Below are 13,255 nucleotides of genomic sequence, written 5' to 3'. Positions count from 1 at the left end.
AGAGCATGAGCGTCCGTCGTCTCGCAGCCGAACAACCCGCCAGCTTCGCCTTCTCTGACGCGACGATGGAGCAGGCGCGTTGGTGGATCGCCAAGTATCCGCCCGAGCGGAAGCAATCGGCTGTGATCCCGATCCTGTGGCTGGTGCAGAAGCAAGAGGGATGGGTGAGCGAGCCGGCGATCCAGGCGATTTCGCAATTGCTGGAAATGCCGCTGATCCGCGTGCTGGAAGTCGCGACCTTCTACACGATGTTCCACCTTTCGCCGGTCGGCAAGCATCACTTCCAGCTCTGCGGCACGACGCCATGCGCGCTGCGCGGCGCGGAGGATTTGAAGGACGTCTGCAAGCGCCGCATCGGCCCAAAGCACAGCGTCAGCGCAGACGGCTTGTTCTCTTGGGAAGAGGTCGAGTGTGTCGGCGCTTGCGTGAATGCGCCGGTGATCGCGATCGACGATTATTATCACGAAGACCTGACGCCCGACGCGCTGGAGGCGCTGTTCGACAAGCTCGCGCGCGGCGAGAAGATTACGCCGGGCTCAGCGATCGGCCGCGATGCGTCCGCGCCCGCTGGCGGCACGAGCGCGCTGACGGATCCCGCGATGTATGACGGCTCGCTTGGTCAAAAGATCACGCTGCCGAACTTGCCGGAGAAGGTGTGAGCGAAAGCCAACCGCCTCCGCCGTTGCCGCGCACCAAAGGCCGGTTGCCGTTCGATCCGAACGCATTTTCGCGCGCGCCGCAGAAGGGCGCTGCGGTCGCCGTCTATGGCGTGCTGACGTTGGGGCTGATCGGTTTGGCCGCGTACATGGCGCTGGTTGAGCAACGCCCGTTGGCCAGCAGCTACGTCGCCGGCCCCGCCATTGGTGCGGCGTGGTTTGCGCTGCGGCTTTTCATGTCGCTTGCGCCGCGAGGCGGGCGATGAGCGAGCCCGATCTTGAAACGCCCGAAGCGCGCGACGCCTATCGCGCTGAGCTGCGTGCGATTGCGCGCGGGCCGCGCATGATCGGATTTATCGTTGTGATCGCCGGCGCTGGCTTGCTGATCACGGCGAAGTCGGCTGAAGCGCCGGCGCCATGGCTTTTGAATTTGGGTTGGGTCGTGCTCGGGGCGGGGTGGCTTATCCTGCTCTACGCCATGATTCAGCGCACACTTTATCACCGCCGCCGTATGCGCGGCGCTGACACGCAGGACTGAGATATGCTCGCGGATAAGGATCGCATTTTCCTCAATCTCTACGGGACGCACGGCGCGGACCTGGAGAGCGCGAAGAAGCGTGGCGCCTGGAATGGCACCAAAGACATGCTCGACGCCGGGCGTGACTGGATCATTCAGCAAGTGAAGGATTCTGGTCTGCGCGGCCGCGGCGGCGCAGGTTTCCCGACGGGGTTGAAGTGGTCCTTCATGCCGAAGGAAGTGAAGGATCGTCCGCATTATCTGGTTGTGAACGCCGACGAGTCCGAGCCGGGCACGTGCAAAGACCGCGATATTATGCGCCACGATCCGCATCTGCTGATCGAAGGGTGCTTGGTCGCCTCGTTCGCTATGCAGGCGCACGCTTGCTACATCTATGTGCGCGGCGAGTACGTCGCTGAACGCGAAGCGATGGAGCGCGCGATCAAGGAAGCCTACGAGGCCAAGCTCGTGGGCAAGAACAACGTGCATGGCTGGGATTTCGACATCTACATGCACCACGGCGCAGGCGCGTACATTTGCGGCGAAGAGACTGCGTTGCTCGAAAGCCTTGAAGGCAAGAAGGGCCAGCCACGCCTGAAGCCGCCATTCCCGGCCAATGTCGGCCTCTATGGCTGTCCGACCACGGTGAACAATGTGGAATCGATCGCGGTGGCGCCGACGATCATCCGCCGCGGCGCCAAGTGGTTCGCCAGCATCGGCCGCGCCAACAACACTGGCACCAAAGTCTTCTGCGTCTCAGGCCACGTGAACAAGCCGCTCAACATCGAAGAGGCGATGAGCATTCCGCTGAAGACGCTGCTTGAGGAGCATGCCGGCGGCGTGCGCGGCGGCTGGGGTAATCTGAAAGCGGTGATCCCTGGCGGCTCGTCGGTGCGGATGCTGAAGGCAGAAGAGTGCGAGACCATGCTGATGGATTTCGACTCGCTCTCAGCCGCGCCGCATCGTTCGGGCCTCGGCACTGCGGCTGTGATCGTGATGGATCAATCGACCGACATGATCCGTGCGATCGCGCGCATCGCTTATTTCTACAAGCACGAAAGCTGCGGCCAGTGCACGCCGTGCCGTGAAGGCACCGGCTGGATGTGGCGCGTGCTGGAGCGCATGGCCAAGGGCGAAGCCGATCACAGTGAGATCGATCTGCTGCTCGACGTGGCCGGCCAGGTCGAGGGCCACACGATCTGTGCTTTGGGCGACGCCGCCGCATGGCCGATCCAAGGCCTCATCCGATGCTTCCGCAGTGAAATCGAACAGCGCATCGATCGCTATCGCGCCGCCAAGGGTATCCATCAAGTGCGCACGCCGGTGGCGGCGGAGTGATGAAACACTTCCTGCTCATCTACACCTACGCGCCGGACTATCTGGAAAAGCGCGCCGCGCATCGGGCGGTGCATTTGGAAAAGGCGCGCGCGTCGGCGGCGCGCGATGAGCTGCAACTCGGCGGCGCAGTGCCGAGCGATGAGCCGCCGTTTGGACTATTGCTGTTCAAATCAGAAACGTCGGCCGTCGCCGAAGAGTTCGCGAAGACCGATCCCTACGTCACCCAGGGCGTGGTCACGGCTTGGCGCGTGCGCGAATGGATCACCGTCGTCGGCAAGGACGCGCTGACGCAAGTGTAAGCGCGTTTAGCGCGGCGCCACGCCCAGGCGTTCGACTTGCGCTTCCAGCGCGCGTAGAAGCGCGCGGCCGACGGGGTGCTGGTCGTCCTTCACCTGGTCGCGGACGGCGGCCTTCAACGCATCCACGTGCGCGATCACCAACGTTGGGTCATGTTGTGCGAGCGCTTTGCCGCTTTCGGTTTCGATCAGACGGCACATTGAGGCGCCGATCTGGGTGACCAACGGATAGCCGTAGGTCGTACCCATGCCTTTGAGCTCGTGTGCGACGCCGGCGAGTTTCGCGAGCGCCGCAAAGCTCCATTTCGCCGCCTCGGCTTCTTGGCGCGCGGCGCTCAGGCGCTCGATATCGGCGTCGAGCCATTCTTGCATCGAACCGCTCAGCTCTTTCAGCGCGCTGTCGGCGCGCTCAACCGCTTCGGGGCTGAACACGGGCTGGCGAAGCGTCAGGCCGCGGAGGCCCTTGGTGCGCGGATCGATGAACTCGGCCGGTTTGCTCATAGCGCGGAGAGCTTCATGCGCGGTGGTGAACAGAGCGTTGACGACGCTGCCGAGACGGCCGTCAGACGTTGAATTGTTCGCGCAGGATACGTTCGTCCAGCGCATGGCCCTGGTCGAACAAAAGCGTCAGCGAGGTGCTGGAATCCTCGCGGATGTCGACGGCGCTGACATTGCGGGTTTCCAGATTGTCGGCCGAGCAGCTGACCGGACGGCGCTCGGGATCGATCACTTCGATCCGAACCTGCGCCGAGTGGGGCAGAAGCGCGCCGCGCCAGCGGCGAGGACGGAAGGCGCTGATCGGGGTCAGCGCCAGCAGGCGCGCATTGATCGGCAGGATCGGGCCGTGGGCGGAGTAATTGTAGGCGGTCGAGCCTGCAGGCGTGGCCACCATGATGCCGTCGCAGGAGAGCTCGGGCATGCGCACGGCGCCATCGACGATGATTTTGAGCCACGCCGATTGCGCCGATTGGCGCAGCAGCGAGACTTCGTTGAAAGCGCGTTCGACGACTTGCCCGTCCGTCGTTTCGCTGCGCGCGATCAGCGGCCGGATGCGGATCGGTGAGGCTTTCTCCAGCCGCTCGACCAGACCGTCCTCAGCATATTCGTTCATGAGGAAGCCGACCGTGCCGCGGTTCATGCCGTACACGGGTTTCTTGTCTTTGAGACGCTTGCGCAGCGCGTCCAACATGTGGCCGTCGCCGCCCAGCGCCACGATGACATCGGCCTCGGCTTCGCCGCTCTCGCCATAGGTGTGGCGGAGCCGGCGGAGGGCCTCTTGCGCTTCTGGACGGGCGCTGGCGGTGAAAGCGAGCTTCATTCCGACTTGATCCTACTCAGCACGGCGGCGTTCGTCTCTGGCGCAATATGGTTAGCCGAAGACGATCGTGCAGGTTGAGCGTGCGAAAAGCTGGGTCTAGGCTAGCGGGGAATTAGGAGGAACACATGGCCGACGACGCTGGTACGTCACTTAAGGGCAGGGTGAGCGCTGAAGAATGGCAGGCGCGGGTCGATCTGGCCGCGCTCTATCGGCTCGTCGCGCTGCACGGCTGGGACGATATGATTTTTACGCATATCTCGATGCGCGTGCCGGGGCCCGAGCACCACTTCCTGATCAATCCATACGGGATGTTCTTTGAAGAGATCACCGCGTCATCGTTGGTGAAGGTCGATCTCGACGGCAATATCGTCGCGCCGACGCCGTACTACATCAATCCGGCCGGCTTCACGATCCACTCGGCGATCCATGCCGCGCGCGAAGATGCGTTGTGCGTGATCCATCTGCACACGGATGCGGGCGTTGGTGTCTCGGCGCAGAAGGATGGCCTTCTGCCGCTCACACAGAATTCGCTCCTGGTGCTGCCGAACCTTGCGTACCACGGCTACGAGGGCGTCGCGCTCAACCTTGATGAACGCGAGCGTTTGGTGGCCGACATCGGCGACAAGAAACTCATGCTGCTGCGCAATCACGGCACGCTCTCCGTTGGCGTGAACGCGGCGGATGCTTTCATTGGCATCTTCTTCCTGGAGCGGGCATGCGCACAGCAGGTAAACGCGCTGAGCGCGGGGCGCGACAATGTTCTGATCGCGCCGGATGCGGCGCAGGAAGAAACCCGCGGTCAGAGCAAAGGCCTGGGCATGGTGTCAGGGCTCGCTTGGCCCGGCCTGCTGCGGAAACTGGACCGCGCATTGCCTGGTTACGATACCTAAGCGTTCTCGCCGCCTTCGCGCCGGCGCCCGCTGCGGCGGGCGCGTGGATCGCGCCCGAAGGCGGGCAAGAGATTTGGACCAATGTCGTTGGCGAACGCGACGAGGTCACGTTTTACGAGACGTCCGCCTATTGGGAATTGCCGGTCGGCGAGAACAATTCGTTCGTCGCCGCGCCCTGGTTTGAGCAGAACTTTGACACTGACGACGGCTGGCGTGGCGAAGCGATGCTCGGCTTCAAGCAAACGCTCCACCGCGGCGATAATACGGCCGTCGCTCTCCAAGGCGGCGCGCTCTGGATTTCGCACCCTGGCCTGGACGCGTGTGGTGAGGGTGGCGCGGAGGTTCGTCTGCTCGCGGGCGGCTCACTGCCCTGCGAAGGGGCGTTCGAATTTTGAACTGGCGACGCGGGCGCTGGACGGCGGCTGCGAGGGCGAGCGGCTGGACCTCACCGCGGGTTACCGGCCAAACGATGATTGGCGCCTCATCGGGCAAGTGTTCCTCGACGCGCCGCGCAACGGCGATGAGAGCCCTAAAGGCGCAATTTACGCTGGTGCGCTTCGGGGAAAGCGGGCGGGGGCTGCAGATTGGGCTGCACGCGCGCATCGATGACGGCGCACAAGAACCCGCCCTTGTGATAGGATTATGGGGCCGTCCTGGGAATTGATCGCATTTTGCAGGTCGTTCGTAGTCCCAGACACATTTCTTCAAAGATTGCCTTGTAGGGTCCGCTACATGTTGGGGTTTTTCAAACGCTACGGCTTTGCGGCGGTGGTGGCCGCAGGTCTTGCGTTGATGACGCTCGTCGTGGCGGGCAAATCTTTGTTTTCGGCGGTTGGCGAGCAGGCCAGCGCGTCCGCGCCGGGCGGGGCGAAGGGCCCTGGCGGACCGGGCGGCGGCGCGCCGTCCGTGGTGGTCGCGTCCGCTGGGATGCACACCTTTACGGACGGCCTGCAAGTCTTGGGCACCGCCCAGGCGCGCGAGAGCATCGTGCTGACGCCGAAGGTCGCCGATACGATTCGGCTCATTCGCTTTGACAGCGGCGACCGCGTGCGGCGCGGCCAGGTGCTGGTCGAGATGTCGAACGTGGAGCAAGCGGCGGATCTTGCTGAGGCGCGCGCCTCCAACGATGCGGCGCAAGAAGAGCTGCGCCGCTACCAGGAACTCTATGATCGCGGTTTCGCTTCGCAGGCGCGCCTGGACACCGTGCGTGCCGCGGCCGATGCGGCCGCTGCGCGCGTGAACGCAGGTGGTTCGCGCATTGCGGACCGCACCATCACCGCGCCGTTCTCTGGCGTCGTCGGTTTGCGCACGGCGAGCCCTGGCCAATACATGCGGCCCGGCGACCAGATCGGCACGCTCGACGATATCAGCGAAATCAAGCTCGACTTCGATGTGCCCGAGACGCGCGTCTCCAGCATCGCGCCCGGCGTCGAGATCGTCGCGCGCGCCAGTGCTTATCCGGACCGCACCTTCCAAGGCCGCATCGATACGGTCGACAGCCGCGTGGATCCGACGACACGTACCGTGCGCGTGCGCGCCATGTTGCCGAACAGCGACGAGATGCTGCGCCCCGGCATGCTGATGACTGTCGATGTACGCTCGAACCCGCGCCAAGCCCTGGCGATCCCGGAGATCGCGATCCTCGATCAAGCAGACGGCGCGTACGTCTATCGCATTTCAGCCCGCGAAGGCGGCGGCCAACAGGCCGAGTTGGTGCGCATCCAAACCGGCCAGCGCAGCGGCGGCATGGCCGAAGTGCTGGATGGCTTGGGCGCGGGTGATCGCGTTGTGACCGAAGGCGTGCAGAGCATGCGTCCTGGATTGCCAGTACAGGTCGCGGGCGATGCCCCTGCCGAAGCGGGCGCCGCCGAACTCCGGCCGCGCGGGTAAGCGCGTATGACGCTCTCCGATCTCTCCGTCCGCCGTCCGGTCCTCGCGACGGTGTTTTCGCTGATCATTATCGCCTTTGGCCTGATCGCATTCACGACGCTTCCGCTCCGCGAATTGCCGGACGTGGATCGCCCGGTGGTTTCGGTCAGCACGTCCTATCCGGGCGCGTCGGCGCAGGTCGTTGAAAATCAGATCACGCGCGTTATCGAAGATCAGCTCTCCGGCATCGATGGTATCGATGTGATCAACGCAATCAGCCGTGATGGTCGCTCGGGGATCAGTATCGAGTTTACTCTCGATCGCGACATCGAAGACGCCGCCAATGATGTCCGCAACGCCGTGAGCCGTGCGCGTGGGCAATTGCCTGCCGATGTAGACGAGCCGGTGATCCGCAAGGCGGACGCCGATGCCGATGCAATCATTTGGTATAGCCTCGAATCCACCACACTCGATCGCCTCGAATTGACGGATTACGCCGATCGCTACGTCGTCGATCGCCTTGCCGTTTTGAATGGCGTCGCCAACGTGCAAATCGGCGGCGCATATCGGCGCTCCTTGCGCATTTGGCTGGATACCAACGCGCTCGCCGCGCGCGGCCTGACCGTGCAGGACGTCGAAAGTGCGTTGCGCAGTCAGAACATCGAACTGCCGGCCGGCTACGTGCAAAGCCAGGAGCGCGACTATCAAGTCCGCGTCGCGCGCGCGTTCGAGACGCCGGAACAATTCCAGCGCCTGCCCATCAGCCGCTCTGCGACGGACGATGCTGTGGTGCGTTTGGGCGATGTCGCGCGCGTAGAGATCGCGCCGGAAGAAACGCGTAGCCTCTTCCGCGGCAATCGTGTCGAGCAGGTGGGCCTAGGCATCGTCCGGCAGTCTCAATCCAACGCGTTGGACGTCGGGCGCGAGGTGAAAGCGGAAATTGATCGGATTACGCCCACGCTTCCTGAGGGGACGCGCTTTGTCCTGTCGTACGACGCCACGCTCTTCATCGACCGCGCCATCCAGCGCGTGGGTCAAGCCTTGCTTGAATCGACCGTGCTCGTCGTCCTCGTCATCTTCCTGTTCCTCGGATCATGGCGCGCGGCGTTTATTCCGGCAGCCGTGATCCCCGTGTGCTTGATCGGCGCGTTTCTGGTGATGTCGGTGTTCGGCTTCTCCATCAATTTGCTGACCTTGCTCGCGCTCGTGCTCGCGATCGGCCTCGTCGTCGATGACTCGATTGTGGTGCTGGAAAACGTGCAGCGTCGTGTCGACACGTTGGGCGAGCCGCCTTTAGTGGCGGCCGAGCGCGGCACGCGGCAGGTGTTTTTCGCCATCGTGGCGACGTCCGCCGTGCTCGTCGCGGTGTTTGCGCCGTTGCTGTTCGTTGGCGGCTATGTCGGCAGCTTGTTCGTGGAACTTGCGGTGACGATCGCCGGCGTCGTGGTGATCTCGGCGTTTGCGGCGCTCTCGCTCTCGCCGATGATGTGCTCGAAGCTGGTCAAGCCCGTGAAGAGCGAAACGCGCCTGACAAAAATCATCGATGGCGCGCTCGACAAATTGCGCGCCTCGTATCGCGCTTCCTTGGAGGCGGCGCTGCGGGCCAAGGGCCTGGTCTTCGCAGTGTTCGGCGTTGTCGTTCTGTTGGGCGGGTTCATCTTCACCCAGCTCTCCTCGGAGCTGACACCCTCGGAAGATCGCGGCAATTTGATCGTGTTCGCGCAGGCGCCTGAGGGCGCGGGCTTCGAGTACACGAGCCGGGTCATGAGCCAGGTCGAAGACGTGCTCATGAGCTATGTGGAATCAGGCGAGGCGCAGCGCGTCCTCGTCGTTGCGCCAGGATTCGGCGACGCCGGCACGAGCCGGTTCTCGAGCGGCATCGCGCGCGTTTTTCTCGCCAATTGGGAAGATAGGCGTCGCACGGGCGCTGAGATCGAGACCGAGATCAATCAACGCCTCGCGCAAATTCCGGGCGCGACTATTCGCGCCCGGATGCAGAGTCCGTTTAGCGGTGGTGGTGGCGGTGGTGGCGGCGCCGACGGCGCCTCGGTTGTGCTGCTTGGCTCCACCTATGCCCAGGTCGCGCCGGTCGCGCAGCGCATCGTTGACCGCATGCGCGAGAGCCCGAACTTCCAGCGTCCGCGCATGAATTATGAGCCGACTTCGCCGCGCGTGCTGGTCGAGATCGACCGCGAACGTGCGGCGGCGCTTGGCGTCTCCGTGCAAGCCATTGGCCGCACGCTCGAAGCGACCATGGGTTCGCGCCGCGTGAACACGATCACGGATCGCGGCGAGGAATATTACGTCTATCTGCAGGCCGAGCGCGACGAACGCTCGAACATCGCCGATCTGTCCAACAAGTTCGTGCGCTCTGACCGCACCGGCGAACTCGTGCCCCTATCGACGTTGGTGACGACGCGCACGCAGGGTGACACAGCCGAGCGCCGGCGTATGAACCGCCAGGCTGCGATCACGGTGTCCGCGTCCATCGCGGGCGATTATGCCATCGGTGACGCCCTGAACGAGGTTGAGCAAATCGCACGCGAGGAGATCGGCGATCAACCGATCGCGATCGATTACACGGGCGCTGCGCGGCAGTTCAAACAATCGACGGGCGCGATCGTGTTTGCGTTCGGCTTTGCGCTTCTGATCGTGTTCTTGGTTTTGGCGGCGCAGTTCGAGAGCTTCGTGCACCCGCTGGTGATCATGCTTTCGGTGCCGCTGGCGCTGACCGGAGGTCTATTCGGGCTCTTCCTGTTTGACTTCACACTGAACATTTACAGCCAGATCGGCCTCATCATCCTGATCGCGCTAGCGGCGAAGAATGGGATCTTGATCGTCGAATTCGCCAACCAATTGCGCGACGAGGGCAGGTCGATCCGCGACGCCATCGTGGAAGCCTCGGATCTGCGCGTGCGGCCGGTGCTGATGACGTCGGTGGCGACCGTGGTCGGCGCTATTCCGCTAATTATGGGACACGGCGCAGGCGGCGAGAGCCGGATGACCATTGGCGTCGTCATCTTCTTCGGCCTCACGCTCGCGACCATGCTGACGCTGTTTGTGATCCCGGCGTTCTACGATCTGCTGGCGCGCTATACGAAGTCGCCAGAGGCGACCGCCAAAGAGATCGAAGCGTTTGAGCATGACGAGGCGGTCGCCCGCCCCGCCGAGTGATCAAAGCGCGATAATCAGGGCGCTGTCGCGCTTTCGACCATGAGATAGGCGATGAGATCGCGGCGTTGCGTTTCGTTGCGCACGCCGGCGAACGCCATGCGGTTGCCCGGCAGGAAGGTCTGTGGGTTGGCCAACCAATTGTCCAATTGGGCGGCGTCCCAGACGAAGTTCGCGTCCTGCACGGCCTGCGAATAATTGAAGCCCTCGAGCGAACCGATCTCGCGCCCAAACACGCCATGCAGGTTTGGGCCTACGCGGTTCGGCGCACCGGCCTCGATCGTGTGGCAGGAGCGGCATTGCGCAAACACGCGCCGGCCGGCTTCGTAGGTCGCTTCGTTGTACGGCGCGGGCAGGGCGGCGATTGCGGCTTGCAGCGCTGCCGTGTCAGGCGCGGGCGCGGCAGGCGCAGCTGCTGGCGCCGGGCTCTCGGAAGACGCAGCTGTTTGGGAAGCAGGTTGCCCGCACGCGGCGACGCACGCGGCCAGAGCGACGGAAATCAGAAGACGACGCATAAGTTCAATCCCTTCCTCAACGCGAGCGGAATGTCGTGCGCGCCGGTCCCGCCGGCAATCTTGAATTCGCGCGGCCTAGCGCCGCGTGCGGAGGGGAAACGTGCCGCCTACAGGACTCGAACCTGTGACCCCCTGATTACAAATCAGGTGCTCTACCAGCTGAGCTAAGGCGGCGCGGGCGACCTTTTGCCAGCGTCGTGTCTGTGACGGAAGTCCTGGTCCGCATTTCGTCGGAAAGGAAAATCGTCCCGGCAAACTCCCCTTTGCGGCTTGTGTCGGATATGGTTAAGGCCGGGTTCGGGGCTCGCGCCTCAGGGGACATCCGCGCAGGACGCGGCGAACACAGAAAAGTGGGGAAATAACATGAGCTTCTGGGATTCTGTGTTCCGCGCGATTTTCGGTTCACGCGGCTCGCGGCCGACCTCGCCGCCGCCCGCGCGCCCACCGGCGACCCCGCCGCGTCCGCCGGCCACGCCGCCGCCGGCGGCTCCGCCCGCATCTCCGCCTGCATCTCCGCCTGCCGCGCCGCCACCGCCGCCAATGGCCCCGCTGCCGCCGCCGGCGGCGCCGTTGCCGCCGACGCCACCCGCACCACCGTCGCCCCCAGTCAACACCTCGCCGCCGCCCGTGCTCGATCCGTCGGTTGGCTTCTCGCTCGACGCTCTGCGCGCGACGAATGCGGCGCGTCTCACCGATGCGGAGATTGCAGCGTCCGCGCAGCGTCTCGGCGTCGAAGCTAATGTGCTGAAGGCCGTGATCAAAGTTGAGAGCGCGGGTCCGGGCTTCGCCGATGGCAGGCCGTTGCTCTCGTTTGAGCCGTTCTGGTTCAGCCAAGCGACCGCAGGTCGCTTCGATGCGTCGAACCCCGGCGTCTCGCAAGCATCGAACCGCGCGTATCTTGGCGGCAATCAAGCGTCGCGCTGGATGAAGCTGACTGAAGCTTATGGCCTCGATCCGGAAGCCGCACTTGGCGCGGCCTCGTGGGGCGCGTTCCAATTGCCCGGCCGCTATTATGCGGACGCCGGTTATTCCGATGTGTTCGCATTCGTGCGCGACATGGCGCAATCGGAAGCGCGCCAGCTCGCGGCGTTCGAAGCGTATATCTCGCGCAAGGGCCTCGCGGACGAATTGCAACGCCGCGATTGGGATACGTTCGCGCGAGCCTATGAAGGCGAGAATGGCGCAGGCCAATACTCCTCCGCACTCGCGCGCGCATACGCGACGCTCGCGCCGCCCGCCACCAGTGACGGTTACATCGACAGCTTGGTCGCGGGCACGCGTGATGGGTTGACGCGCGCGAATTTCGAAGAAGTCGCCGCGATGCTCGGCTGTGAAGTCGAAGCGATCCAAGCTGTGGTGCAGGTCGAAAGCGGCTCCGCGGGCGCGTTCGCCGCCAACGGCAAGCCGATCATTTTGTACGAGCCGCACATCTTCTCGCGTCGCACCAATCGTCAATACGACGCGAGCCATCCGACGATTTCGTATCGTTCGTGGGATGCCACGAAATATCCGCGCACGCAGGACGGTCGCTGGGCGCAATTGCGCGAGGCCTATGCGCTCAATCCGCAAGAAGCGATCGCGTCGGCCAGCTATGGTCTCTTCCAAATCATGGGCTTCAATCACAACGCCTGCGGCTTCCCGGATCCGAAATCCTTCGTCACCGATATGTGCCGCAGCCAAGCGCAGCAGCTCAAAGCGTTCGCGAATTTCGTGCGCGCGAATAATCTCGCGGACGAACTCGTGCGCAAGGATTGGGAAGGCTTCGCCGCCGGTTACAATGGCTCCGGCCAAGTCGAGCGGTACGGGCGATTGATGCGTGAAGCGTATGAGCGCTTGAAGGCGACGTCGTAAGCGAGGGTAGGGGCCGGCGATGAATATCTTTGAAGCGCTATTTCGCTTGATCTTCGGCCGCCGAGGCGGCGGTACGAAAGACACATCGTCGCCGCCACCGCCGCCGCCCGTTGCGCCACCGCGGCCGCCGGTTGCTCCGCCCGCATCGCCGCCGGTCGCGCCACCGGCGCCTCCGCCCGTTGCGCCGCCACCTCCGCCACCACCACCGCCGCCCGCGGCGAGCTATCTTGAGACGCTGCGCGTGCAGGATGCGTCGCCATTGCGGCGTGCGGACTTTGAAGCGGTGGCCGCGCGCTTGAATTGCGAGTGGGAAGCCGTGGCTGCTGTGGCGGAAGTGGAGTCGGGGCCGCTCGGTGGCTTCGGTCAGGATGGCCGCCCGGTGATCTTGTTTGAGCGCCACCTCTTCTCGCGCAAAACCAACTCGCGGTTCGACGCTTCGCACCCGACGGTTTCGAACCGCACGCCGGGGGGGTATCCGCGCACGCAGGCCGAGCGCTGGGCGCAGCTTACTGAAGCTTATGCGCTCGACGCCGAAGCCGCGCTCGCGAGCGCCAGTTACGGCCGCTTCCAAGTGCTCGGCCAGAATTACCCGAACCTCTCGATGCCGAACGCGCACGAATACGTGTCGAAACTGGCTCGCTCGGAACGGGATCAGCTTGAAGCGTTTGAAGGCTTCATCCGCGCCAATAGCTTGGCCGACGAGCTGCAGCGCAAGGACTGGACGGGCTTTGCCAGCCGCTACAACGGCCCCGGCTACGCGGCGAACCAGTACGACACTAAGATGGCGCAAGCCTACGCACGCATCAAAGCCAACCCGGCCGCGATCGCCTGATC

Annotated in this window: 14 protein-coding genes and 1 tRNA gene; 11 read left to right on the top strand and 4 right to left on the bottom strand. The window is 64.0% G+C overall.

Annotation, left to right across the window (positions count from 1 at the left end; genetic code table 11):
• Positions 1-5: 5 nt before the first annotated feature.
• Genes nuoE through EPJ54_RS03505 form a run of 5 tightly spaced genes read left to right on the top strand, consistent with a single transcriptional unit; the run spans position 6 to position 2,810 of the window.
• Complete coding sequence (gene nuoE / locus EPJ54_RS03525) at positions 6-659, top strand: NADH-quinone oxidoreductase subunit NuoE (protein ID WP_135210275.1); 654 nt, start codon at positions 6-8, stop codon at positions 657-659.
• Complete coding sequence (locus tag EPJ54_RS03520) at positions 656-922, top strand: hypothetical protein (protein WP_135210274.1); 267 nt, start codon at positions 656-658, stop codon at positions 920-922. Before nuoE ends, EPJ54_RS03520 begins: the two co-directional genes overlap by 4 nt.
• Positions 919-1,194, top strand: coding sequence for a hypothetical protein (locus tag EPJ54_RS03515; protein ID WP_135210273.1), 276 nt, complete (start codon positions 919-921; stop codon positions 1,192-1,194). The genes EPJ54_RS03520 and EPJ54_RS03515 overlap by 4 nt, the downstream gene beginning before the upstream one ends.
• A 3-nt stretch (positions 1,195-1,197) precedes the next feature.
• Positions 1,198-2,511 (top strand): NADH-quinone oxidoreductase subunit NuoF, encoded by a 1,314-nt coding sequence (gene nuoF, locus EPJ54_RS03510; protein ID WP_135210272.1) that lies wholly within the window; start codon positions 1,198-1,200, stop codon positions 2,509-2,511.
• Complete coding sequence (locus EPJ54_RS03505) at positions 2,511-2,810, top strand: YciI-like protein (protein WP_135210271.1); 300 nt, start codon at positions 2,511-2,513, stop codon at positions 2,808-2,810. The genes nuoF and EPJ54_RS03505 overlap by 1 nt, the downstream gene beginning before the upstream one ends.
• A gap of 6 nt (positions 2,811-2,816) precedes the next feature.
• Here EPJ54_RS03505 and EPJ54_RS03500 read toward each other — a convergent pair whose 3' ends face one another.
• Positions 2,817-3,308 carry an Hpt domain-containing protein gene (locus tag EPJ54_RS03500; RefSeq protein ID WP_135210270.1) on the bottom strand — a complete coding sequence of 164 codons (492 nt, stop codon included), beginning with the start codon at positions 3,306-3,308 and terminating at the stop codon, positions 2,817-2,819.
• A gap of 61 nt (positions 3,309-3,369) precedes the next feature.
• Positions 3,370-4,125, bottom strand: a complete 756-nt coding sequence (locus EPJ54_RS03495) for an NAD kinase (protein ID WP_135210269.1) — start codon at positions 4,123-4,125, stop codon at positions 3,370-3,372.
• A gap of 125 nt (positions 4,126-4,250) precedes the next feature.
• Here EPJ54_RS03495 and EPJ54_RS03490 point away from each other — a divergent pair, with 125 nt between their 5' ends.
• From EPJ54_RS03490 to EPJ54_RS03475, 4 genes are all read left to right on the top strand, one after another.
• Positions 4,251-5,015, top strand: coding sequence for a class II aldolase/adducin family protein (locus tag EPJ54_RS03490; RefSeq protein ID WP_135210268.1), 765 nt, complete (start codon positions 4,251-4,253; stop codon positions 5,013-5,015).
• Complete coding sequence (locus tag EPJ54_RS03485) at positions 4,961-5,410, top strand: hypothetical protein (RefSeq protein ID WP_135210267.1); 450 nt, start codon at positions 4,961-4,963, stop codon at positions 5,408-5,410. Before EPJ54_RS03490 ends, EPJ54_RS03485 begins: the two co-directional genes overlap by 55 nt.
• A gap of 337 nt (positions 5,411-5,747) precedes the next feature.
• Positions 5,748-6,905, top strand: coding sequence for an efflux RND transporter periplasmic adaptor subunit (locus tag EPJ54_RS03480; protein ID WP_167755551.1), 1,158 nt, complete (start codon positions 5,748-5,750; stop codon positions 6,903-6,905).
• A gap of 6 nt (positions 6,906-6,911) precedes the next feature.
• Entirely contained in the window at positions 6,912-10,058 is a 3,147-nt protein-coding gene (locus EPJ54_RS03475; protein ID WP_135210265.1) for an efflux RND transporter permease subunit, read from the top strand.
• 14 nt (positions 10,059-10,072) lie between these two features.
• On the opposite strand, the gene EPJ54_RS03470 is transcribed toward EPJ54_RS03475, so the two are convergent.
• Positions 10,073-10,570, bottom strand: coding sequence for a c-type cytochrome (locus tag EPJ54_RS03470; protein ID WP_135210264.1), 498 nt, complete (start codon positions 10,568-10,570; stop codon positions 10,073-10,075).
• 101 nt (positions 10,571-10,671) lie between these two features.
• A tRNA-Thr gene (locus tag EPJ54_RS03465) sits at positions 10,672-10,744 on the bottom strand.
• A gap of 189 nt (positions 10,745-10,933) precedes the next feature.
• Here EPJ54_RS03465 and EPJ54_RS03460 point away from each other — a divergent pair.
• Both EPJ54_RS03460 and EPJ54_RS03455 read left to right on the top strand, forming a co-directional pair.
• The gene (locus tag EPJ54_RS03460) at positions 10,934-12,421 is read left to right on the top strand and encodes an N-acetylmuramidase family protein (RefSeq protein ID WP_135210263.1); all 1,488 of its coding nucleotides are present in this window, start codon (positions 10,934-10,936) and stop codon (positions 12,419-12,421) included.
• Positions 12,422-12,440: 19 nt separating this feature from the next.
• A complete protein-coding gene (locus tag EPJ54_RS03455) occupies positions 12,441-13,253 on the top strand; it encodes an N-acetylmuramidase family protein (RefSeq protein ID WP_135210262.1) in 813 nt (270 codons plus the stop codon).
• Positions 13,254-13,255 lie beyond the last annotated feature (2 nt).

Origin of the sequence: Vitreimonas flagellata, from assembly GCF_004634425.1 — a bacterium.
Classification (GTDB): domain Bacteria; phylum Pseudomonadota; class Alphaproteobacteria; order Caulobacterales; family Aquidulcibacteraceae; genus Vitreimonas; species Vitreimonas flagellata.
This window is presented reverse-complemented; position numbering and strand designations above follow the sequence as displayed.